We start from the raw sequence: 20,739 nt of genomic DNA, 5'->3' as shown, positions 1-20,739 counted from the left end.
TGATATCCTCAGTGCTGGAGGATACCTGATGTGGTTCATGGTGCTATTCTCGCTGATCCTGCTTGCGGTCTGGTGGAGAGACGCACTGCGTATCGGCCGCGGCGGTCATGTGTGGTGCGCCGTCCTGCTCGCCCTCGGCAGCCTCGGCTTCTTTGGCCCCTTTCTGCTGGCCGCCACCGGCGACCTTCTGAATCACGTCGAACTACCCGCCTTCTTCGATACGACAGCAATTACGGGACCAGACGCGACCACGGTCACGGCGTCCATGCCCTTCGCGCGAATCCAGAGATACGACCGCGACGGCCGCTTCCTAAATGGCTGGTTCGCCAACAACGGCGGCGGGCAGTTTGCCCTGGGCCTGACGCGGGAGGGAGCAATCGCCCTCGCATCGAGGCGCACCAAGGAAGTCGAATTTTTCAATCCGGATGGCTCCGTTGCAGCACCGCCGCGGCCCTTTACTTGGGGTGGAGAGCCAATGCAGAGCCTGCTATGGCCCGGGAAACTCTCGTTGAAAGGTGTGGTGTTCGCCCAACCCGTACAGGTGGCAGGTCCACCCCCACACGTTCTGACAGTGCTGTTGTTTCCCTTTTGGCACCCGCTTCTGGCGTGGCTCCTCGGCGGGATGGGCATGTTCTGCATGTGGCGAAGCCGCAGGCGCACCGCAGCGCCATATTCCCAGCCTCCGGCCGCTGTACGGTAGCAGACCGCTGGACTCTCAACCCTGCCCTTGGCATTCTTCCCTTGGGTCAGGGGACTTTCATGAACACGAAGATAAGGCTGGCGCTCGCGATGGGCGCCGGGGTATCGCTTGCTGCCTGCGCCACGATCACGCGCGGCACGACGAGCCAAGTGCAGATCCAGTCGGAGCCGAGCGGAGCGGATGTCCGCACCTCCACTGGCTTCACCTGCACGACCCCCTGCACGATGACGGTGAACAGGAAGGACGAGTTCTCCGTCACCTTCACCAAGGCCGGCTACGAGCCCGAAGAGGTCGAGGTAAAGACGCGGATTGCAGGTGAAGGCGCGGCCGCCGGGATCGTGGGCAACGCCATCGTGGGCGGGGTGATCGGCCTCGCCGCCGACGCGGCGTCCGGCGCCACCCTGGAGCACACTCCGAACCCGCTGCGGGTCATCCTCTATCCAAAGGGGAAGAAGCCAGCGGACGCCGCGCCGAACATCGTCTGGCCGCAAGGCCACGCGCCGATGGGCCCACCATCGGCCCAATCCGCCAGCTGAGGGGCGAAGGCGATCACTGCCCCACGGCATCCTTGACGCACTTGGTGGTGAAGCTGGTCTGCGCCGCGCCATGGAGTTTCTTCTCGGTCGCCTGGGTGCTGCAGGCTGCGGCCGCATCCTTCTGGCACTTCGTGAGAAAGCTGGTGCGCGCCGCGCCGGCGAGCTTCTTTGCGTCCGCATTGGCGACGCAGGTATCAGCCGAGGCGGCGGCTGGAGAAAGCGATAGCAGGGCGAACGCAAGTGCGAGCGTCTTCATGATTCCCTCCCACGGACGAAGCCGGTGAAGGGAGGCTATCACCGGTCGGGACGCCGTTCGACGGTGCCGAAGTGTCAGACGCCGAACCACCAGCGCCAGAGCCGAACGATCGGATCAAGGAGAAAGAGCACCCAGGCCCCGAGAGCGCAGGTGGCCAAGATGATGTTGCCTGCCCACCGCTTCCATCGCGGCGCATCTGGTGAGGTCCAAGGCTCGTCCTTCATCGCGCGCCCTGCCGCCAGTCCCACGGGGCGACGAACATAGCCCACAGGGGTGCGCCGCGCCTAAGCTACTTCAGCGCCGCGTTGATCAGATTCGCAAGTCGCGCCGCCGCTAGTGCCGCCTGGGCACGGGCGATGTTGCGGGCGTTCGTCTCATAGTCCCGAGTAAGCAGGACCGCGTTCGGTCCGTTGCCGACTGGCGGCGCATAGGCAAACTGCTTCGCGACTTCGAAGCTCTCCTGCACCCACGCCTCCGGGTCCACCACCTGCGCCGCCGCGGGGCTCACCTTGATGTCCGCGATCCCATCGTTGTCCGCGTCGAACACTGCGCCGGCCGGCGAGACATAGCCGCCGAGAATGCGATCCCAATAGGCGTGCAGAGCGATGGATTCGCCCGTCGCGGGGATGACGCTCTCGGCATTGCCGCCGGCGTCGCCGTCGGGGATCTCGCGGGTATACCGGCCCACGGCGTGCAGCGGCTGATGCAGATCTCCGACCAGGTGCAGCATCCACACCAGATCGTAGGAGCGCACATCATCCGTGGCGCCAGAGGTGGGCGGCAGAGCCCTAATCATGAGCTTCAGCTGCGTGACCGCGTCGACCGGATCAGGCTGCGGCAGGGGCGACCCATCGGGGGTATAGAGCACGTCCTTGTAATGCCAGAAGGAATGCTGGTTGCGGTCGGCGTACCCGATGTTCTGCCCCGCGGCCGGCTCCGTCACTTTGTCACGGGTGTAGTTGTATGCCTTCGTCTTGATGTCATCGGCCCAGGTGGCCGCATGGATGAAGGCGTAGAGCTTAGCCGTGTTCGGGTCGGGGGCCGCGGCGGTCCACTTCGCATAGTCCGGATTGAGGCGGAGCAGCGCGTCGACCTTGTCCTTCACGGGCGCATCGAGGTGCTTATAGGCGACATAGGCGATTTGCATGTGCCCGCCGTCCCACCAAGCTGCAGCAGGCCCAGAGAGGACGGTCGCGAGAATGCCAGCGAGGAGCCACTTGCGCATTGCCATCTCCCATCGGGAAGCCGCCCGACATCATCGCCCAGGCGGATGAAGCTGGTGTGATATGCGCCCCCGGGCCGAGGATGGCATCGCCCGTTCGGGGGAAACCCTCTGGCCCTTCATCGTTGCTGCCGATAGCTTTTGCGAATGTCGGCCTCGACAGCCAGACCAGCAACGCCCAGGTGATCATCTATCTGGTTCGCGCGACGCGGAACCCCGTGCCGCTGCAAACCACGCCGGCCGGAGCCAACGTCCCCCTCCGCCCGCAAGGCGTTCTGGCGCTCAGCGTGGCTATTAAACTCGTCCGACGCACGCCTCTGCGGCCTGTCCCAGGCCTGCCCGGGTCTGAGCCGGGCAGTCCGCCCCCGATTTCCCGGCGCGCCCCATGTTGGCATCCGGCGCACGTTGCCGCCTTATGATCACCAGCGCCGCCGAATCGTCTAGACCGCTCTCAATGACGGGCTTTTTTGGGCACCCATCGACTCTTATTCTTTATCTTGGCAGGATGTGGGTGCATTTCGCGGTTCTACACGGGGAGGACGAGCATGGAAGAGGAAAAAGATCCCAAACCAAAAGAGCCTACCATTCCATCCAACCCGCCTGACAGCGGCCCACCGCCCCCTCCAGTTGAGACGTACCATACGAAACTTGAAGTCCCACCGTTTATCCGGTCACCAAAGATAGAAGATTAACAGAAAAATATGCAGCGCCGGACGCAGATATGGCTGCGATCGGTGCTGCAAATACACACGCCCGCGCGCGCTTCAACCATTTTACGCCATAGATATTTGCCTCGTCGTTTTTTATTTGTCCTCGCGCTAAGCTGTTCATATATTCTTCGAATACTAAATCATTACCGATTTCGCCGTGAGCAGCCCATATCCAGAATTTGGGCTCTCTTCCGGGCAACGAAATGGTGGCTGATGCCTGCACTTTTAACGCGCACCATGCCCCCGCGATGAAGCAAATGGCACCTGCGCCGAAGGCGATCCCGACGAATGCCGGCACAAGGGGGTCCTTGCCCAGGCAAGCCGCCGCGCCGGATACAAGTGCCACGCCAAGCGCAGCATGAAAATTTAGCAAGGATATCGCTTGCTGGTCCGTAAATCGGATCAATTCGATAACCGCCTTGTGGCGCTCACGCGCATCCTCCACAGCGGCGTCCAACAGCTGGTCTACTCTCATTTCCGCCCCCACCATTCGCCACAATGATACTTCGCTCCGGACGCTTTGAGACCAGCGATCAAGCCAAACGTGGATCGGCGCGTGCGTGGGGCACCGCACTCGTGAACCAGTTCTTTCCGACGGAGTTACCGATGGGATCGTGCTGGCGGCAGGGCGGCCCACCCCAACCATAGCGGATGCGACTTGCACGGGATCGATTTCAGCTCCTGGCGGAGCCTGCTCCTCGGCCTTGCGGGCCTCGCCCTCTTCACCATCATTGGAGTGGGCATCCGTCTGCTGGCGATGTTTACGATCCGGCAGCGCAGGGAGCGCGTGAACCGCCAGATCAACGAGCGGCTCCGCACCTTGATCACGGCCTACAAGACCCTGGGCGGGTCGTTTACCGGGACGCTCACGGTTGATCCGACCCATCTCCGCGATTTCCGGCGGCGGGAACCCGACGAAACCACCGGCGCCGGACTGAATCCTACTGCAGGCTCCGACCGGGCCCGCAGAATTCGTGATGCGGTCGAAGCGGCACTGTCCGATGTGATTTTGCTGGGCACGGAGGAGCATGTGCGCCTCGCTGCGAAAGCCGTTGCGGAGCTGGTCGCCGGCCGGCCGGTGCACACCCATGACCTTGTCGTTTCGCTGCGCGATTTCATCCGCGAGGCGCTCGACCTTGATCCGGTCCCACCGGACCTTGAACTCCCGAGGCAAGGTCCATCCCGATCGCCCTCCTCGAGGGGCAAGGAAAAAGGAGAGCGCAGCAAGGATGGCGCGGGACCGGGCGGCATGGGCGCCGGCGTCGCCCTGGGCGGCGGCACCGGTCTCGGCATCAATGTCGGTCGAGACGACAATGACTCGTCGGCGCCCGGAAGGGGCATCGAGGCATCCGTGGGATGCGTGGAGCGCGAGGGGAATGCGGCAAAAGCTGCCGGGGCTCGCTAGCGCCACCAAGACGCTCGCCGACGGGTCCAAGCGGGTCTACTACTACGCTTGGCGCGGCGGCCCGATGCTAAGGGGTGCCGATGGCGCGCCGCTGCGGCCCGACCAGCCCGAGTTCATCATCGCCTATGCGAGGCGCACAAGGAGCGCCGGAAGGCGCCTACGGGCGAAATCTGGTGACAAGATATAGGCAGGGGTTGTGAGCTAGCCCAAACCCCGTCAGACGACCCGATCCGACAGGACGGCGCACCGAATCCGTGCCAAACTAGAACCCGAACTGTTGACCTAAGGCCGAGTTTGAAGGCCAACCGGTGGGGAGTGACGCGGCAGGATGCACGCCTGCTGCGATGGAGTGGGAAGAGTGAGGCCACTAGGATGAACTACGCGATTCACGGGAGCATGGTGGCGGCTTTGTCAGAGAGCGATGACAGGTTTAGGAGCGCGCCCACGACGACAGATGCTTATTTTTCAGCGGACATTGAGACGGACGGGCCCATTCCCGGGACGTACTCTCTTTTGTCGTTCGCACTGGTGTATGCGGGCTCCTTTGATGGCAAAAGATTCTTGCGCCCAAGTGGGTATCATAAAACCTTTTACAGAGAGATGCAGCCCATCTCTAATAACTTCCAACCGGAGGCTTTGCAGGTAAATGGCCTCGACAGAAATGCTCTTTGCGTACGAGGCATGGACCCTCAGCGAGCTATGTCAGAGGCGAACGAGTGGATTTCAAACGTTGCGGGTAATGCGCGCCCTGTTCTTGTAGCTTATCCGGTCAGTTTTGATTGGGCGTGGCTATATTGGTACTTCGTTCAATTTACGAAGGAAGGCTCTCCATTCGGGTATTCGCGTTGCTTTGACCTTAAGACCGCAATGGCCGTCAAGGCTCGAATTCCCATTTCAGAGGCAAGTCGCTCGAAACTTCCGTCTCGGCTTTCCTCAAGTCGCGCGCACACTCACAACGCTCTAGACGATGCTATTGAGCAAGCCGAAATATTTGCCAACGTGTTTGAGTGGGAGGGGCGTTGATGTCCGAGTTGGCTGCGCGCAGGAAAGATACCGACCATCGGACGGAAAGCCTTCGCAGTCACCTTGGGAGTGCAGAGGCATTAATTCGAGGCTCTGCCTGCGTCTATTCCACCGGGTCGTTCGGCAGGCGCGAGGCTGGCTCGGACAGTGATTTGGACCTGTTTATCGTAAGCAAACTAAAAGACGAGAGCGCAAAAAAGCCAGAAAGCCGCCTGCGTCAGCTGGACGAGATATGCCTTAAAGCTGACCTAATCAAGGCGACCAGAGAGCTCGGCATTAAAGACTTCGACGGTGATGGGCAATATTTATCGCACTACACCATAAAAGACATAAAGGATAAACTCGGAAAGCCAGAAGATGATGCCTTAAACACATTTACTGCACGGCTGCTTTTGCTTTTGGAGAGCAAGCCATTAATTGGCGTTGATGTTTATCGAGAGATAATCGATGATGTAATTGCAGCTTACTGGCGTGACTATGAAGACCATAAAGATGAATTTATTCCGGCATTTTTGGTAAACGACATATTGCGACTTTGGCGCACGCTGTGCGTAAACTATGAAGCAAGAACTGAAAAAGAGCCGGAAGAAAAGAATATAAAGAGACGCAAGAAAAATTATACCCTCAAGCATAGCAGGCTTCTCACTTGTTATTCGGGAATAATGTTTCTTCTCGCAAAGTACAGACTATTTGGCTCCGTTGCTCCATCAGACGTGCGTGAAATGGTATCCTTGTCTCCAACGGAGCGGCTGGAGTGGATGCTTTCCATCCCCGACCTATCCGACGCTCACGTCTCTATAGAGTCGATAATCCGTGGATATATTGAATTTCTTGTCGAAAAGAGCGATGCGGACAGATTTCATGATATGTTTTCAACTGGAGAGTTTCGCGTAAGCATGGCGAAGTCGTATCTATTTGCCGAGTCTGTTTTCGACGCCGTAGAAAAAGTGGGTGCAAAAAGTCGACTGTATAAACTAGTCGTAGTCTAAAGGTTTGTCGTTCCGGGGTGCCGGGAGCGTCGCGTTGGCCTTTGCGGCCTTTCATGCCACCCCTCAATGCACCACCCCGCCCTCGCCGAACGTGAGGTCGAGCGCCGCCGCAAGCTGGCGGATGCGGCGGTCCAGTTCCTCGTCTGAGAGGTCGGCCTCGGTCGACACCTTCACCTCCTTGGGCAGGAGCGAGGCGATCACGCGCAGGTACTGGTCCGGCTTTTCCTCGCGGACGCGGGCGATGGCATCCGGCCCATGTTCCGCGAAGTCGGCATAGAGCCGCTCGAGGAACTCCTCGCCCAGTCGGTTCCGGGAGCCCTTGGGGCGTCCGCCGAGCGAGGCATGGCCCGTCACAAACTGGCCCCGCTCGTTGCGGTGCCGGCGCTCCTGATCCTTTTCGTCATCCATCGTGCTTCGTCCTACCGGATCAAATCGCCAAACGAGCGCTGCACCGCGGGGGCGGCTTGGGGCGGGTTCGGGGCGTTGGACTGGCGTCGGGTGCCGCTGTCTTCCGGGGCATCCGCATCTGCCGCCACGGCGGCGCGCATGTAGACCCGGGCAAGGCTGATGGCCTGCCCCGTGGTGGGTTCGCCCTTCACCTGCGCCAGCAGGGCACGGGCACGTTCGGGATTGAGCATCGCGTCGGTGACGATCTGGTCCACGCTCTGAAGGCCGGCCTGCCGCATCGCCTCGATGACGCGCCCGAAGTGAGCGCCCCCCGCTCCGCCGGCCGCAGCACCCAGCGCGCCGCCTACCACGCTCCCCGCCGCCGCGCCAGCACTGGCGAGCGCGCCCGGCGACAGGATGCGGGATAGCCAGCTTTGCGCGCTGTTCGCCTTCCCGACGCTTAGCGCGTCCTGCACCGAGTTCGACCCGCCAGGCAGTTTCACCGCCGTGACGGAGCGGTTTGCCCGCTTCAGGTCCGCCGCGATGGCGTGGAGCACCATGATTTCCGGGCCGGACAGCACATGCTTCAGCGCCGGAACGGACTGCTTCACAAACTCCTGGAATTTGTCCGCCCGGATCAGGCCCTCTTCGCTCGTGGCCGCCTCTGTGTTCGAGATGAAGCGCTTCTCGATAAAATCCGCCACCGCCCTGCGCAGGCCCTGCCGCGCTTCATCATTCCCTGCTGTCTCGCGGGCGAGGCGGGCCATCTGCTGCACGGCGTCCTGCCGCGAGAAGATGCCGCCGATGATCTTGGACACGTCGGCCGGGTCTTCCACGTTGAGCAGCCGAGCGACGGCGCCCTGCTGGAAGGCGTCCATCTGCTCCTTGCGGGCCGTGGCGAGCCGCGCGAGCGTCTCCGACGCCTGCACCGGGTCGGCAAGCATGCGGTCCACCTCGGGGATGGCACGAAGGGCGTCGGCGTGCTTCTGGCGCCACGCCTGCACCTTGGCGGGGTCAAGCGTGCCGTCGAGGGGGCTCTGCGCGGCCTTGCGGAGCGTGCTGATGGCATATTCCCGGACCTGCGCCATCGCGCCGGGAGAGGCGTTGCGCAGCGACTGCATGGCCTCGAACCCGCGCGGGCCGGCCACGAAGAACCGGCCGGGAACGACAGAGGCTTCCATCTGGAAAGGGCCGGTGGAGCCGGAGCGCTTGATGGCGCCGCCCACCCGGCCGCTGTCGAAGGTCTGAGCCCGCTGCTTCGTCGCCTCGGACGCAGCCTTCAATCGTCCTGCGGCGCCTTCATCGAAATTGGGCTGGAGATCGGCGGGGAAGATGCCAGGGCTTTGTACGCCTTGATCTCGCGGAGCATCGCGAAATCCCCCTCCGCCCGGTACTTGGCCTCCAGGTGTTGGATGAACTCGGCCCGGTCCGAAGGCGGCATTTCCGCCACCACCTTCTGCAACGCCTTGCCCCATGGACGTCTCGGAGGCGCGTCGCTCATACCAAGCCTGTTGGTCCCGCTGGAGCTGCGCGATTGCCGCCGCCATCGTGTCCTCTTCGGACATCGCGCCGGCCTGCACCGCCTGCTGTTCCATCTCCGCTTTCGCGGCCACGGCGTTCTCAATATCACGCTCGATGGCACCGCGAAGCTGCGACAGGCGAGCATACACGCGGGACTGCCCGTTCGTCATCATCTCCTGACGCATGGCGTCCGAGACCCGGCTGCGGAGCGCCGTCATCTCGCGGAACGGCACCACATCGGGATACTTCAGGGCGGTGACGATGGTGGCGCGCTCCTCGCCGGCCAACGGCGCGGCGGACTTCTCCAGCCCCTTCACGATGGTCCGGGCCGTGTCACGCACGCCCGTCGCCGGAAGGTTCAAGTCTCCATTGGGGTCCACAGCCTGCCACAGGGCGCGCTCGCGCTCCTTGGCCACGCTGCGGGCGTCCATGATGCTCTGGCGGATCGCGCCGCCATAGGCTTCCGGCGCACCCTCGCCGCCCAACCTGCCCGTGGCCTGCCGGGCCGTGGCGGTCGCGGCTTCCAGCGCCTGCCCGGTCTGCTGGTCCAACGCGGCGAGGTTCTGCCGCAGCACGCCCACCACCTGCTCCGGCGCGCCCTTGGGCTGGATCGCCTCCAGCGCGCCGACGCGGGCCGTGTTCTGGTCCGCCCTGCGCTGCATGAACTCGGCCGGGTTCTGCGCCGCGCTCGTGCGCTCAAGCGCGCCAAGGCCCATGTCGCCCGTCAACTGGAAGGTCGTGGGCTCGGAGCCGGCCACCAGATTGCGGGCCACGGCGCCGGGCTCGGTCGGCATGCCGACCTGCTTAGATGCCGCCGCCGCGTCCAGCGTATCGCGCACCGCGGCGGGGTCGGTCGCCCACTGCTGAAGGCGCTCACCGGCCACGCGCTCCTGTGTCGCCGGATCGGACAGACGGAAGTCGCGCCACGCCTGCGGCAGGCCAGCCGCGCCGCGCCCGGCCGCCACGGCACCGACACCCACGCCGGCCCCGGCCATGCCGCCGACCGTCTCCGCAAGCGGCTTCCACGGTTCGGGAACAACCTGTCCCGCCATCTGCCCGCCGACACCAGCCGCGGCGCCGACGCCAGCGTTTACCGCGGCATCGCCGACCGAGGCCGAGCGGCCGAAGACCTGCCCGAGTGTGTTCATGGCGCCTTCACCGACCACACCGGCGCGGTTCAAGCCGCCCAGCATAGCCTCAGGCGCAAGCATGCCACCAGCACCGGCGCCAGCGGCGCGTGCCAGCTTCTCGCCCATGCTGCCGGCCTGCACCTTGGCAGGGTCGTTCACGCCAACAGCCTCGCCGACGCCCGCGAGCCACTGGCTGGAGCCCGGCAGGTTGGGGCGAGCCTGCGGCAGTTCCGCACCCGTCGCGGCGTTGATACCCTGCACGGCCTTGTTGGTGAGCCAAGTGGCGGCATCCACCGGCGCGCCCAAGGTCGAATAGATGGCTTCGTTCGCACCGGCCGTCAGGTTATTCCAGACGCCGGAAGGGGCGGGCTGCTGGGATTGGCTCGGAATGAGGTCGTCGAACAGGCCGGCGCTGGCCTGGCGAGCCGGGGGGATCAGATCATCGAACAGACCCGACGGCCCCGCGCCGGGTTGCATGGCCCCCTCGATGGCCTGTGCGCCCGCGGGAAGCATGGGCTGATCCGAATAGGCCATGGCGCCACCCTGCCGCGGCACGAACTGAACGCCGCTCAAGCCCTGATTGGTGTCGGCCGGGGCGAGGTCGCGCCCCACAGGCACGTCGAACCGGCCTTCCGGGGCATTGCGGAACGCGCCGCCGGTGTCGTGCACCACGACGGGCACGTCGCGCAGCACGTGGCGCTGCCCGCCGGCCTGATAGCTCACCTCCGGAATGGTGTAGGAGCGCCCATAGAGCGCGGGGTTGCCGGCAATGGTCACATAGGGCGCCTGCCCCGTGCGGAAGTCTTCCAGCGTGCGCACGACGGCCTGCCCGTCCGGTCCCGGCCGCGCCGCCTCATATCCGCCCTCCATCCGATCCCCGCCGCGCTGCGGCGAATAGGTGGTGATGCGCGGCGCGGGGCTGGAGGGGATGAGGTCGTCGAAGGCACCTTGCATGGTTCAAAGCCCCGCCGGGTTTACGCCCATCTGCTGAAGACGCTGGATTACAGCGTCACGATTGGCGCCGCGGGCGATGGCCGCACGAGCCTGCGCAAGCGGGTCGCCTCCACCTCCCTGAGGTCGGGCGGACGGGCCCGGCTGCATCCCGCCGGGGGCGTACTGGCCGCCGCTCTGTCCGGGGGCGGGAGCACTGCCCTGTGCCTGGCCGCCTGGCACCATCGCGCCCTGCGCCCGCAGTTTGGTTAGGCCGGTAGTGAGAGCATCGCGGAACTCGCCGAGAGCCGCCTTGTAATCCTGGAGGTTCTGCGCGGCGCTCAGGCGAGCCATGGCGTTCTCGGCCTTGAGGCCTTCCACTTCCGTGATGGCGCCGCCGCCCTTGAGCATGTTGTACCCTTGGAGGAATACGCCTCCCTTGAGCTGGTCCATGCGCGCCTGCACGCGCGCGGCGTCGGCCGACACGTTCGGCAGGCGAGATGCGAGCGGCCCCACCATGCTCGGCAGGTAGGGGTCATTCGCCAGGTCGTTCACGTGCTGGCCGATCTGGCTCGCCATACCCTCCGCACCGGGGAACTGCGCCTGCGCCTGACCTGCGGCGGTGCCCACGGCCTTCTGCTGCGCGGCGCCCGCCACGTCCTTCGGCACAGTGCCAACCGTCTGGCGGGTGATGGGGTCGATCAGGACGAAATGGGTGCCGGCGTCCATCTGGATCGGCTTGTTGGACAGACTCACCCCGGCCGGAAGTTTCGGCTGCGTCACCGTGCCGTTGCTGCCCAGTTGCAGGATCACGGGATTGCCGTTCGCATCCACGCCGTATTGCGGCGCGACACCGTATTTCGGCGCCTCGCCGTTGCCGGCCCGCTGCCGCATGATGTCGAGCTTCTGGCGCTCGAAATCGTTTTGAATGCTGTCCTGCTTCTGCTGGTAGCCCTGCCGCCCCTGCGCCATGGCCAGCGTGGCGAACGACTGCGCGCCCTGGAGGTCGCCGCCTTGCGCGAGGCGTAGGGAAGCGCCGGCATAGTCGGGCTCCCCTGAAGGTGTGGTGCCCAGCCCCGCTAGGGTGGAGCGACGGGTGTCGGCAAGCTGGCGAGCCTGCTGGTTCTCCCACGCTGCCTGCTGGTTCGCCGGGATGCGGGAAATTGCATCCGAGATGGCCATGCCGCCAAGGGAAACGAGCGGCCGAGCCTGAATGTTCGGGGTGCTGAAGTCGACCATGGTGTCACCCGAAAAGCTTGGTGCCGGTGGCATAGTTCAGCCCGGCCCCGATCAGTCCGCCGAGCCCGGCGTCGCGCGAGGACTCGGCATTGGCCCCGGCCTGAGCAATGCCCTGGCCCATCTTCCACGCCAGGTCGGCCTTGTTGTTCCCGGTCTGGTAATTGAGGTTCCCGAGGCCTTGCAGGGTATTGGTCCGGCTCTGAGCCGTGTTGGAGGCGAGACCGTCGTAGCTGCCGAGCTGGCCGAGCCAGTCGTTCCATGCGCCGTTGGACAAGCCATAGGCCGCCTTCATGAAATCAAGGCTGGTATTGCCAGAATTCAGCCGTCCCGCCGCTGCCGCCGAACGCCCCAGGGCCTGGAGCGTATTGTCCATGTTCCACTGGTACTGCGGGCCCGCCTGGAAGGCCTGAAGCGCGGCCTGTGAGCCTTCCGTCCCGTTCAGGCCAAGGGCATTGGCGCGCATGTCCACGCCCTTGCCGTACGTCTGCTTCAAGGGATCGGTCTCGGTCAGCGACCGGTCGTAATAGCCGGTGGCGTCCGCCAAGCCCTTGTCGAGTGCGCGGTTGCCCTTGTTGTAGCCCACCATGAGGCCGTTGATCGTGGCCTGCTGCGCGCGCTCGGAGTTCTGGTTGCCGAACAGGCTGTCGAACGTGCCCATGTCAGAGCCCCCCATTCTCGGGGGAATGGCGGGGCGCGAACGGCTTCACGGCCGGGGGCGTGACGCCGGCACGCTCGATGCGCTCCAGAATGGCGCGGCGGACGAAATCGCTCGGCCTGAGGCTTTCCCGCGCTGCGGCTTCGTTGATCGCCGCGTTGAAGCCCTGCGGGCCTCGGAGGCTCATCACCTCGATATGGGTTGCGGACATCTTCAAATCTCCAGTCGGTGAAGAGTACCGCACTTCGCGTAATCTAACTACGCAGTCATCAATTGAATTGTTTGATGTATTACATTTCGCCAAAGTCCACTGGAGTCCACTAGAGACTAACCCATCAATTTAATTGAAGCTTCTCTGCAAGGTCGGCCTCTCGCTCCCGCTCGCCTTCGACGAAGCGCTTCCAGTGCTCGGCCTCGTGCTGGGAGGCGGCGCAGAGGTCCAGAAGGCAGGCATTGCGCCGGCCGAGGTCTTCCATCAGCTCATGGTGAAGGGCGATCTGCTGGCGCAGACGGTCACGCTCGGCATTCAGGTTGACGACCAGATCCTGCAAGGCGACCACCTGCCCAGCGAAGTCTCCCGAGCGGCTCCGGAACAGGTCGGACAGAGCGGCCCGATCCTTGAGACGCTGGCGATACCGGCGGCGGCGTTCGGCACGCCCGCGCTTGGGCGCGCAATGGCGGGCGCCGGCCCAGTCCGCGGCGGCGCGCAGAAGGGTGGCAAGGAGCGACGGGCGAGGGTTCGACATGGTTCGGTCTCCGATGCAGGCCGGGGCAAAGCCCCTCGGCGCGTTCCAATTCCTAGTGGCCCAAACTGGACACTGCGGCCCCGGCACAGATGTTGCTGGGGTGTGACGACAAATGACGACCACGGCCGCGTTCCCCGGAATTGTCACATGTCCCCCAAAGTGGGGACGCGTTTCATCGGTAAGAAAGCGATCAAGGGCGCCGCTGAAACCGGAGAACCAAACCATGCAGAACCCGCATATCCGCCCGCTGCAGGTCCACACCGCCGGCTCGGCCATCGTCCTGCACTCCATTCCCGACGCCGTGGACTTCCTTCGTGCGCAGACCTTCGCCGAGCACGCGGAGCCGCTGATCGACGTGATGGAGGCGGCGGACGAGCCCGAGATGGAGCGGCGGGCGTGGCAGGCATTCGAGACGTTTACGGCGTCGATGCGCATGCCGGTGCGGCTGGCGGTGTGAGCAGAGGTCGTCCTCAGTATGAGGAGGACGCGAGCGAACCGGGGATTTCCGGTGCGAGGCGAGGTCGGAATATCGACCTCGGGAAGCCCCGCGAAGGGCAGGACCTGCCACAGTTTCGCCACGAAGCGTGACGCGTGACGCGTTGTGTCGCGAAATCCGGCATAACGCCCCGTCACGCGCGCACGTGATACGCGCGCGTAAGGAGGCTTATAATGGAAAAACGCGACATGGCGCGTCATGCGTCATGCCCCCTCATGGGGTGAGCTTTCGGCAGAAGCTGGATGCCACGGAAGCCGCGGCCCAAATTCCGGCGAACAGGTTCAAAGCCCTTGCGGATCATCGCCTCGTAGAACGACTTCGCGGACCCCGCGTCCTCGCCGGCACCACGGGCGTAGTCGGTCCAACTCTCGAACAGGTCGGCCCGCCTGTCCCAGATATCGGGCCGTTCGCGCTCCACGCGGCAGCATTCCTCGATCCACTGCCCGAGCAGGTCCTGGTCCGAGAAATACGTCTGCGTGGCCTCGGTCACGCTGGCGGGGCGGACAAGGCCGTTGGCCTGCCAGTCCACGCATCCCTCGATCATCCATCGCAGGATGCCGGGCCATTCCTCCTTCAGCTTCGCTTCGAGTTCGGGATCGGGAGATGCCGGCTTACGGGTGAAGGGGACGATGTTGAACCGGCGCCGGGCGGCTTCGTCCACGTTGCGCAGCGCCGGCTTGTGGTTGCCGACGATGGTCAGCTTGAAGTTCGGCCGGAAGCTGAAGAAGTCCTGCCGCATGAACCGGGCCGTGATGGTGTCGCCGCCGGTCATCTGCTTGATCCGGCTTTCCGCCCAGGCCCGGCCTTCCTCCGTCTCGCTCGCGGTCACGAGGCGCGCCCCGCGCAGCATGGCGAGGTCGGTGGGGTGCTTGTCGTTGTGGGACGCCGTGAAGGTGTCCATGGCGGCCGTGGTGGCATAATCGGCAAGGATGGCGGTGAGCACGTTCAGGAAGACAGATTTTCCATTGCCGCCCGGCCCGTAGACGAAGATCAGGGCGTGCTCGCGCGTGTCGCCGGTGAGGCTGTAGCCGCACCATTGCTGCAGGAACCGGATGGCCTCGGCATCCCCACCGGTGGCTTCCTCGAGGAAGCGACGCCACCGCGGGCAATCGGCCTCGGTGGCTGGTGTGCAGCCCGCGAGCTTCGTGATGCCGTCGCGGGGATTGGCCGGCCGCAGCAGCCCCGTCCTCAGGTCCACGGTGCCGCCCGGCGTGCCCAGCAGGAACGGGTCCCGGTCCCACACCTCGATGGTCACCGCAAACACCGGGTCGACGCGCGCGAACTTCTCGACGCCGCCGGCGAAGCTGGTCTTGCCGGTGATGTACCTCACCTTGTCGGGCTCGCTCTCGGCGAGGTCGCGAGCAAGGGTACGCGCCCAGTTGAAGGCGAGGCCGGTGCGGTTCCTCCGCCATGCCGGCCCGGTCCACTCGAACCATGCCCCGGTGTCGTGGCAGAACCTGAGCTTGTCGGCGAACAGCTCGGCAAAGCGCGCAGCGGCATTATCCTCGGTCAGAAGGTCGTTTGTCCGATGATCCGCCACATCGTCCGGCGTGAGGTGACGGGTCTCGAAGGCGGCAGAGGATCGGGCCTGAGCGAAGGTCAATGCGCCGCCTCCCTGAGCACGTCGTTGAGGTCGCCGGCAATGCGAGGCTGCACCAGCACGACCTCGCGGCCGGCGGCGAGCCACCGGCGGGCGCAGGCCTTCACCGCCCTCTCATTGGCACCGCTGTCGTCGGTCTCGCCCAGGATCGTCAGGCGCTCGACGCCGGGCAGTACCGGGAAGAAGGCGATGGCATCCGCCGATCCAAGCGCCCATGCCGGTGCAAAGCCGAAGAGCCGGCCGGACATCGCCGTCTCGATTCCCTCGCCGATGGTGAGGGCCGGACCGTCCAGCGGATCGAGCTTGATGGCCGCGCCCTTCGCCCGCCCCAGCATGCGGCGGTCGATCTTCCGGCCGTCCGGCGCCAGGAACGTCCGGTGGATGCCGCAGGGCTCATCGGTGAGGATGTCCCGCATCAACGCCACCATGCCGGCATGGCTCGCCTCGCCATAGCGCAGGCTGCCGTGGAAGCGCAGGACGGTGCGGGCAAGCTCCTCGCCGAGCGGCAAAGCGCGGGATTTCAGGTACGCTTCCACGATGCGGCCACGCGGGTCGACGCTCTTGCCCCAGATGCCGAGCGCCCACCTGGTGCGCTTGGCGGTGTCCACCGCCGCATCTTCGGCCGCGCGGGCATTCGCCTCGCGGCGCTGCGCACGTTCCTCGCGGGTGGGCGGCCGGCGCCGCTCGGGCGGTGCGATGCCCAGCAGGTCGCACACATGGTCCCGACATTCCTTCCAATCGTCACCGCAATGCGAGTGGACGAGGAAGCCGCCAGGCGCGCGGGGCGATGGCACGATGGCGAGGGATCGGTCTTTCCGGCTATGGCCGGGGCCAGGGGCCAGAACCTGCCGCCCGACGATTTCGCCGCCGAGGGCGCTGGCGATGGAGCGCAGATCCATCATACCGCGCCTCCCATCGCGTGCGCCTCGGCGCCGGTCTGGAGCGAGGGGCGGCGGGCGGAAGCTCCGGATGGGATTGCGCGCACCGCCTCCTGAAGGCGTCGGAAATGTCCGAGATACTCCCCATCGGCATTGCAGGCTTCGAAGCCGTCGGCAGTTTCGATGATGGCGCCAACGCGGGTGAGGCCGTCGTAAACATCGAAATGCCGGGGCAGATCGATGGTGGAAGCGCGCCGGATCATGCCGCGCCTCCATCGTCGTCATAGGACGCGGCATGAAGCACGCTGTCCGGTACGGCGACCTCCGGCAAGCGCAGCGTGTCCGCCAATGCCTCGGCGGCCGCCTGGCCCTCACAGAAGGTGCGCTTGACGAACTTGCCGCGGCGGCGGTGGACGACACACCATTGGGAGAAGTCGCGCTCCACGGCGTAGGTCATGCCGGCATTCGGAGGGCCGGGAAAGCGGAGGATCTTGCTCATTCCCCGCCTCCAGTCCCGAAGGCTGCTGCGGTCTGCTGGTGGACGGCCCGCATCTTCGGGCTGTTTCGCAGCACCCAGCGAAAGGTATGGGCGGCCTCTTCCTCGGTGAGGCTATCGGCCTTCTCGGCTGCACCAGCAGGGAGCAGGACGAAGGCGCGCATGCGGGCACCATCGAAAGCCCGGATGGCAGCGAACAAGCGCCAACTCGCCGGCACGGGCGGCATCTCGCCCATGAGCCGGGCGATTTCCACTTCGTGTTCGGATGCCAGCCGAATGCGATGCCGGCGTTCTCGAAACCGGGCGAAGAAGCGTTCGTCCGCGTCGGTGACGGCTTCGTTCTTGAGGGTCAGGCGCTCCACGCGCCGCTGGATGGCGCGCGGGTTCATCGCCGCACCTCCTCGATCACCAGCACCGGCGTCCGCAGCACGTACCGGCCGTGGCATCCGCTGTAGGCGCCGCCGTGGCTCTCATCCACCGTCTCGATGGCGAGGCCCGCTTTGCGAAGCTTGAAGATGTAGTGGCTCCAACGCGGCGCCGGCCGCTCGATGGGCGTGCAGCCCAGTTCGCCGGCCCGCACCAGCTCGTGGAGCGCCCATGCCATGCGACCCTTCACCGTGAGGGCCGGGCCCTCGGTGCCGAGGCGGATGTGCATCTGGGTCACCTCAGCCATGGGCCACCTCCTTCCCGAGGCCCGCAGCCTCGGCATGAAGGCGCGCAATCTCGAACGGGATGCCGGTGCGATACGCGATGCGGTGCGCGATCAGATGGAGGGGAGACAGGATGCGCCCAGCAGGTTTCGTGCTCGAGGTGGGCGGGGGAATCTTGCCCGCGCGGCGGGCCTGTGGCATAGAATGGGGCATGGAAATCGCTCTCGGAAGGGGTGGTTTCGACGCGACAATCCGCACCCGGCGCTGACCAGAGCGTCGGGTGTTCGCGTTTCAGGCGGCGTTGCGGGGCGGGATGGCGGCCAGCCAGGCGTCGAGGTCGCTGCGAAGGATCAGCGTGCGACGGCCGATTTTCCGCGTGGGGATGCGGCCCGCCTTGATCTCATCGAACAGCATCGTCTTGCCGATGCCGATGTAGCGGGCGGCCTGCAGCGTATCGAAGGCGGCGGGCTCGGGATCACGGACGGCGCGGGTGACCGAGAAATCAGGCGTGGGGGCGACAGTGGCGGCGTGAGCCATTGGAACCTCGCTCATCAGGAGCCGAGCGAACGTGCTCGGCTGATGAGCGAAAGTTGGCATTCGCGAGATGGGCTAACAAAGGGACCGAATATAATCGGGCACCGAATAGGGCACCGATTAGCGGTCCAAACTCAGCGGCTTAGCTATGCGGTGGACTTTGATCTTTTTGGTCCAGGGGTAGCTCTCCTGGAAAGGTTGGCAGCCACTCGGGCGTTGGGCCAAACATCGTTCTTGAATGGCTTGCTGCTGGCATCCATTCCCACGATTGCCGCTGCCTCTTCCCTAGTAACCTGTTCTGGATCCCTTCCGAGGTCTTTCAAACTTCTGAAGTGTTGCGTGAGCATCTTGGTAGCTTTCGAAATGGTGGCCGCGGTCAAGTTTACTTGACCACCAAGTGGCCGGGCCAAATCCCGGACCAGGCGCTCTACCCCAATCTTGTCAGCATACACCCACGCGAAGTCATCGTTTAGGCCAACATCTTTCCGTGGATCACGAGCATTAACGCGACCGTCATATAGCAGGGCACTTGGGCCAATAACCGATATCCATGCCAATGGAAGAACATGCCAAATTGGCATTTTTTTAGCTCTAAGATGGATATGGATGTTTCCAGAAGATATTTCGTCTGAAAATTTTCGAACGGCATCTTCGGCCATCGCCTTTTTCGCGCGAGGCTCCTTATTAAAATATTCCGCGAGTTCTAATGCCCTACTCCATTCTTCGTTGGTGAACTCGGGTAGGCTCATTGCGGAGGGGCGTTCCCTGCCAAGCAGCATTGCTGCATACATCCCCGCACTGGCGCCCGCCTTCTGCCGAGATGCTGGTAGAAATGGCAGAGGACCGATGCCGAAAAACGCATCGCTCCAGGCGTCTCCGAACATCGCTCGCGCCACCATGCATGTTGCGCGAGGCAAAAATACATAGTTGCCGAAGTCGCTCGGCCATCTGTGGGGCGATTGCCAAAAATGGTGGTTCATCCGAACGGTCGGCCTCGATCGGTTCCGTCTTTGTTCACTGCAGTCTGCCGGCGTTCGTGGACGTTCGCAAGGGAGACAAGCCGCGCCCGCTTCAGCGTCATCACTTCGTCGCTCTCTGCATCGGCACCACCATGGCGCCGGAGCCGCCGGTCACGTACTTCGCCCAAGCCTCCATCAGCTTGCGGCGCTTCTCCAGTGCGTCGGACCGGCGATAGGCGCGCTCGGTGGCGTCGCCCACAGTGTGGGCCAGGGCGGCCTCGGCAACCTCGCGGGCAAAGCTCGTCTCCTCGCCGGCCCAATCCCGGAAGGACGAGCGGAAGCCGTGCGTCGTCACATCGAGCTTGAGCCGCCGAAGCTGCATGTCGAACGCCATCACGGAAAGGGGCTTGTCCGCCTTCGCTCCGGGGAAGAGTAGGGCAGGGCCCTCCGGCTTCTGCTGCAATTCCTTCGCGCGCTCCAGAATCTCCATGGCAGCGGGCGACAGGGGCACGCGGTGGGCCTTCCCGGCTTTCATCCGGGCCGGCGGCACAGTCCACACCTTGGCTTCGAGGTCGATTTCCGCCCAGGTGGCGCCTCTCACCTCGCCCGTGCGCGCGGCGGTGAGTATGAGGAATTGGAAGGCGAGCGCGGTGCTGCCCCTCAGGCCTCGTTGGCGCGCCATGAAGGCCGGCACGTCCGAATAGGCCATGGCGGCATGGTGGCCGCGCTGGAGCTTCTGGCGCTTCGGCAGCAGGCTATCGAGGTGGCCGCGCCAGCGGGCCGGGTTCTCGCCGGAGCGATGCCCCTTCGCCTTGGCCGCGTCCAGCACGCGCTCGATCCGGCCGCGAAGGCGCGAAGCCGTCTCCTGCTTCGTGGCCCAAAGGGGCTTCAGGACCGCCAGCACGTCCTCGGTAGTGATGTCGGCCACGGACTTGGTTCGCAGCGGGCCGGCGTACTCCTTCAAGGTCATGCGCCATTGCTCGATGTGCTTCGCGTTCCGGAAGCCGGAAGCGATATCATCCACCAGCGCGTCGGCGGCCTCGCCGAAGGTGGGGATGATCTCCTCTGCCTTCCGAGCCGAGAGAGGGTTTAGGCCCTCGGCAAGTTGCGCACGGGCGTTGTCGGCAAGTTCGCGGGCGCGAGCGAGTGAAACGTCGCGGGCGGAGCCCAAGCCCATCTCAAGCTGCTTCCCGCCCCAGCGATAGAGGAAGATCCAGCGGCGGCCGCCGTTCGAGGAGATGGACAGATAAAGGTTGCCGCCGTCCGCGTGGCGGCCTGGCCTCGTCAGCGTCGCGACCGTCCGAGCGGTCAATCTCTTCGTCTCGCGTCCCATCTCTGCCCCAGCATCTGCCCTAGCAGGAGACACGGATTGTAGCGAACTCCAGCGGGCGCCAGCAATCGGAACTGGCAAGGCGACGTTGGAAAATATGGGATAAATCTGGCATCAACGAACTCGCCCGATCATCGGCGAACAATAGTATGTCGGACCCCCTCTCCGCCAGCTTGCAAGCCTAACATATTAATTGGCGGCGATATTTGGCCGGACTGGGCGGGCAACCCCACCCCAAGCCCCACTCCGTGCAGTTCCTTGCGCTCGGCGGGAGTTCTCCAACCGCCATGGCGAGCCATGAGCCCGCTTGGCTTGCCCCTTACCGATCATCCCACTTTTCTCTCTCT

Annotated in this window: 24 protein-coding genes; 6 read left to right on the top strand and 18 right to left on the bottom strand. The window is 64.5% G+C overall.

Features of this window, described 5'->3' with window-relative positions:
- Window positions 1-28: 28 nt before the first annotated feature.
- Complete coding sequence (locus EZH22_RS06060) at window positions 29-700, top strand: NHL repeat-containing protein (RefSeq protein WP_203194837.1); 672 nt, start codon at window positions 29-31, stop codon at window positions 698-700.
- 59 nt (window positions 701-759) lie between these two features.
- Window positions 760-1,236, top strand: a complete 477-nt coding sequence (locus EZH22_RS06055; protein WP_231711324.1) for a PEGA domain-containing protein — start codon at window positions 760-762, stop codon at window positions 1,234-1,236.
- 13 nt (window positions 1,237-1,249) lie between these two features.
- Here the strand turns inward: EZH22_RS06055 and EZH22_RS06050 are convergent, their stop codons facing one another.
- From EZH22_RS06050 to EZH22_RS06040, 3 genes are all read right to left on the bottom strand, one after another.
- Window positions 1,250-1,492 carry a hypothetical protein gene (locus EZH22_RS06050; protein ID WP_203194836.1) on the bottom strand — a complete coding sequence of 81 codons (243 nt, stop codon included), beginning with the start codon at window positions 1,490-1,492 and terminating at the stop codon, window positions 1,250-1,252.
- A gap of 289 nt (window positions 1,493-1,781) precedes the next feature.
- The gene (locus EZH22_RS06045; RefSeq protein ID WP_203194835.1) at window positions 1,782-2,717 is read right to left on the bottom strand and encodes a S1/P1 nuclease; all 936 of its coding nucleotides are present in this window, start codon (window positions 2,715-2,717) and stop codon (window positions 1,782-1,784) included.
- Window positions 2,718-3,377: 660 nt separating this feature from the next.
- On the bottom strand, window positions 3,378-3,899 hold the full coding sequence (locus EZH22_RS06040) for a hypothetical protein (protein WP_203194834.1): 522 nt from the start codon (window positions 3,897-3,899) through the stop codon (window positions 3,378-3,380).
- 183 nt (window positions 3,900-4,082) lie between these two features.
- Here EZH22_RS06040 and EZH22_RS06035 point away from each other — a divergent pair, with 183 nt between their 5' ends.
- The 3 genes from EZH22_RS06035 to EZH22_RS06025 all read left to right on the top strand — a co-directional run bounded on the left by EZH22_RS06035 (window position 4,083) and on the right by EZH22_RS06025 (window position 6,841).
- Entirely contained in the window at window positions 4,083-4,829 is a 747-nt protein-coding gene (locus tag EZH22_RS06035) for a hypothetical protein (protein ID WP_231711323.1), read from the top strand.
- Between the two features lie 372 nt (window positions 4,830-5,201).
- Window positions 5,202-5,852, top strand: coding sequence for a 3'-5' exonuclease (locus EZH22_RS06030; RefSeq protein WP_203194833.1), 651 nt, complete (start codon window positions 5,202-5,204; stop codon window positions 5,850-5,852).
- Window positions 5,852-6,841: a nucleotidyltransferase domain-containing protein gene (locus tag EZH22_RS06025; protein ID WP_203194832.1), complete on the top strand. Its 990-nt coding sequence runs from the start codon at window positions 5,852-5,854 to the stop codon at window positions 6,839-6,841. The genes EZH22_RS06030 and EZH22_RS06025 overlap by 1 nt, the downstream gene beginning before the upstream one ends.
- 63 nt (window positions 6,842-6,904) lie before the next feature.
- Here EZH22_RS06025 and EZH22_RS06020 read toward each other — a convergent pair whose 3' ends face one another.
- The 6 genes from EZH22_RS06020 to EZH22_RS05995 all read right to left on the bottom strand — a co-directional run bounded on the left by EZH22_RS06020 (window position 6,905) and on the right by EZH22_RS05995 (window position 13,449).
- Window positions 6,905-7,249, bottom strand: coding sequence for a hypothetical protein (locus EZH22_RS06020; RefSeq protein WP_203194831.1), 345 nt, complete (start codon window positions 7,247-7,249; stop codon window positions 6,905-6,907).
- Between the two features lie 11 nt (window positions 7,250-7,260).
- Window positions 7,261-10,833, bottom strand: a complete 3,573-nt coding sequence (locus EZH22_RS06015) for a hypothetical protein (protein ID WP_203194830.1) — start codon at window positions 10,831-10,833, stop codon at window positions 7,261-7,263.
- Between the two features lie 3 nt (window positions 10,834-10,836).
- Window positions 10,837-12,048, bottom strand: a complete 1,212-nt coding sequence (locus EZH22_RS06010) for a hypothetical protein (RefSeq protein WP_203194829.1) — start codon at window positions 12,046-12,048, stop codon at window positions 10,837-10,839.
- A gap of 4 nt (window positions 12,049-12,052) precedes the next feature.
- Window positions 12,053-12,706, bottom strand: coding sequence for a hypothetical protein (locus EZH22_RS06005; RefSeq protein ID WP_203194828.1), 654 nt, complete (start codon window positions 12,704-12,706; stop codon window positions 12,053-12,055).
- A gap of 1 nt (window position 12,707) precedes the next feature.
- A complete protein-coding gene (locus tag EZH22_RS06000; protein WP_203194827.1) occupies window positions 12,708-12,914 on the bottom strand; it encodes a hypothetical protein in 207 nt (68 codons plus the stop codon).
- Window positions 12,915-13,038: 124 nt separating this feature from the next.
- Window positions 13,039-13,449 (bottom strand): hypothetical protein, encoded by a 411-nt coding sequence (locus tag EZH22_RS05995; protein ID WP_203194826.1) that lies wholly within the window; start codon window positions 13,447-13,449, stop codon window positions 13,039-13,041.
- A gap of 223 nt (window positions 13,450-13,672) precedes the next feature.
- On the opposite strand from EZH22_RS05995, the gene EZH22_RS05990 reads away from it, so the two are divergent.
- Window positions 13,673-13,906, top strand: coding sequence for a hypothetical protein (locus tag EZH22_RS05990; RefSeq protein ID WP_203194825.1), 234 nt, complete (start codon window positions 13,673-13,675; stop codon window positions 13,904-13,906).
- 235 nt (window positions 13,907-14,141) lie between these two features.
- Here the strand turns inward: EZH22_RS05990 and EZH22_RS05985 are convergent, their stop codons facing one another.
- The 9 genes from EZH22_RS05985 to EZH22_RS05945 form a co-directional block, all read right to left on the bottom strand.
- Window positions 14,142-15,548, bottom strand: coding sequence for a phage/plasmid primase, P4 family (locus EZH22_RS05985; RefSeq protein ID WP_203194824.1), 1,407 nt, complete (start codon window positions 15,546-15,548; stop codon window positions 14,142-14,144).
- Window positions 15,545-16,447 carry a DUF7146 domain-containing protein gene (locus EZH22_RS05980; protein ID WP_231711322.1) on the bottom strand — a complete coding sequence of 301 codons (903 nt, stop codon included), beginning with the start codon at window positions 16,445-16,447 and terminating at the stop codon, window positions 15,545-15,547. Before EZH22_RS05980 ends, EZH22_RS05985 begins: the two co-directional genes overlap by 4 nt.
- On the bottom strand, window positions 16,444-16,686 hold the full coding sequence (locus EZH22_RS05975; protein ID WP_203194823.1) for a hypothetical protein: 243 nt from the start codon (window positions 16,684-16,686) through the stop codon (window positions 16,444-16,446). Before EZH22_RS05975 ends, EZH22_RS05980 begins: the two co-directional genes overlap by 4 nt.
- Entirely contained in the window at window positions 16,683-16,922 is a 240-nt protein-coding gene (locus EZH22_RS05970) for a hypothetical protein (RefSeq protein WP_203194822.1), read from the bottom strand. Before EZH22_RS05970 ends, EZH22_RS05975 begins: the two co-directional genes overlap by 4 nt.
- On the bottom strand, window positions 16,919-17,308 hold the full coding sequence (locus EZH22_RS05965) for a hypothetical protein (RefSeq protein ID WP_203194821.1): 390 nt from the start codon (window positions 17,306-17,308) through the stop codon (window positions 16,919-16,921). The genes EZH22_RS05970 and EZH22_RS05965 overlap by 4 nt, the downstream gene beginning before the upstream one ends.
- On the bottom strand, window positions 17,305-17,592 hold the full coding sequence (locus EZH22_RS05960) for a winged helix domain-containing protein (protein WP_203194820.1): 288 nt from the start codon (window positions 17,590-17,592) through the stop codon (window positions 17,305-17,307). The genes EZH22_RS05965 and EZH22_RS05960 overlap by 4 nt, the downstream gene beginning before the upstream one ends.
- 268 nt (window positions 17,593-17,860) lie before the next feature.
- Window positions 17,861-18,106 (bottom strand): helix-turn-helix domain-containing protein, encoded by a 246-nt coding sequence (locus EZH22_RS05955; protein WP_203194819.1) that lies wholly within the window; start codon window positions 18,104-18,106, stop codon window positions 17,861-17,863.
- Between the two features lie 143 nt (window positions 18,107-18,249).
- Entirely contained in the window at window positions 18,250-18,987 is a 738-nt protein-coding gene (locus tag EZH22_RS05950) for a hypothetical protein (RefSeq protein ID WP_203194818.1), read from the bottom strand.
- A 196-nt stretch (window positions 18,988-19,183) separates the two neighbouring features.
- The gene (locus tag EZH22_RS05945; RefSeq protein ID WP_203194817.1) at window positions 19,184-20,395 is read right to left on the bottom strand and encodes a tyrosine-type recombinase/integrase; all 1,212 of its coding nucleotides are present in this window, start codon (window positions 20,393-20,395) and stop codon (window positions 19,184-19,186) included.
- Between the last annotated feature and the right edge of the window lie 344 nt (window positions 20,396-20,739).

Source organism: Xanthobacter dioxanivorans, assembly GCF_016807805.1.
Lineage (GTDB): Bacteria > Pseudomonadota > Alphaproteobacteria > Rhizobiales > Xanthobacteraceae > Xanthobacter > Xanthobacter dioxanivorans.
Note: the sequence above shows the minus strand (reverse complement) of the source record. Positions and strands in the feature narration are given on the sequence as shown.

Coding starts and splice junctions, on each gene's coding strand:
- EZH22_RS06060 (WP_203194837.1), top strand. CDS start 29: ATGTGGTTCATGGTGCTATTCTCGCTGATCCTGCTTGCGGTCTGGTGG.
- EZH22_RS06055 (WP_231711324.1), top strand. CDS start 760: ATGAACACGAAGATAAGGCTGGCGCTCGCGATGGGCGCCGGGGTATCG.
- EZH22_RS06050 (WP_203194836.1), bottom strand. CDS start 1,492: ATGAAGACGCTCGCACTTGCGTTCGCCCTGCTATCGCTTTCTCCAGCC.
- EZH22_RS06045 (WP_203194835.1), bottom strand. CDS start 2,717: ATGCGCAAGTGGCTCCTCGCTGGCATTCTCGCGACCGTCCTCTCTGGG.
- EZH22_RS06040 (WP_203194834.1), bottom strand. CDS start 3,899: ATGAGAGTAGACCAGCTGTTGGACGCCGCTGTGGAGGATGCGCGTGAG.
- EZH22_RS06030 (WP_203194833.1), top strand. CDS start 5,202: ATGAACTACGCGATTCACGGGAGCATGGTGGCGGCTTTGTCAGAGAGC.
- EZH22_RS06025 (WP_203194832.1), top strand. CDS start 5,852: ATGTCCGAGTTGGCTGCGCGCAGGAAAGATACCGACCATCGGACGGAA.
- EZH22_RS06020 (WP_203194831.1), bottom strand. CDS start 7,249: ATGGATGACGAAAAGGATCAGGAGCGCCGGCACCGCAACGAGCGGGGC.
- EZH22_RS06015 (WP_203194830.1), bottom strand. CDS start 10,833: ATGCAAGGTGCCTTCGACGACCTCATCCCCTCCAGCCCCGCGCCGCGC.
- EZH22_RS06010 (WP_203194829.1), bottom strand. CDS start 12,048: ATGGTCGACTTCAGCACCCCGAACATTCAGGCTCGGCCGCTCGTTTCC.
- EZH22_RS06005 (WP_203194828.1), bottom strand. CDS start 12,706: ATGGGCACGTTCGACAGCCTGTTCGGCAACCAGAACTCCGAGCGCGCG.
- EZH22_RS06000 (WP_203194827.1), bottom strand. CDS start 12,914: ATGTCCGCAACCCATATCGAGGTGATGAGCCTCCGAGGCCCGCAGGGC.
- EZH22_RS05995 (WP_203194826.1), bottom strand. CDS start 13,449: ATGTCGAACCCTCGCCCGTCGCTCCTTGCCACCCTTCTGCGCGCCGCC.
- EZH22_RS05990 (WP_203194825.1), top strand. CDS start 13,673: ATGCAGAACCCGCATATCCGCCCGCTGCAGGTCCACACCGCCGGCTCG.
- EZH22_RS05980 (WP_231711322.1), bottom strand. CDS start 16,447: ATGATGGATCTGCGCTCCATCGCCAGCGCCCTCGGCGGCGAAATCGTC.
- EZH22_RS05975 (WP_203194823.1), bottom strand. CDS start 16,686: ATGATCCGGCGCGCTTCCACCATCGATCTGCCCCGGCATTTCGATGTT.
- EZH22_RS05970 (WP_203194822.1), bottom strand. CDS start 16,922: ATGAGCAAGATCCTCCGCTTTCCCGGCCCTCCGAATGCCGGCATGACC.
- EZH22_RS05965 (WP_203194821.1), bottom strand. CDS start 17,308: ATGAACCCGCGCGCCATCCAGCGGCGCGTGGAGCGCCTGACCCTCAAG.
- EZH22_RS05960 (WP_203194820.1), bottom strand. CDS start 17,592: ATGGCTGAGGTGACCCAGATGCACATCCGCCTCGGCACCGAGGGCCCG.
- EZH22_RS05955 (WP_203194819.1), bottom strand. CDS start 18,106: ATGGCTCACGCCGCCACTGTCGCCCCCACGCCTGATTTCTCGGTCACC.
- EZH22_RS05950 (WP_203194818.1), bottom strand. CDS start 18,987: ATGTTCGGAGACGCCTGGAGCGATGCGTTTTTCGGCATCGGTCCTCTG.
- EZH22_RS05945 (WP_203194817.1), bottom strand. CDS start 20,395: ATGGGACGCGAGACGAAGAGATTGACCGCTCGGACGGTCGCGACGCTG.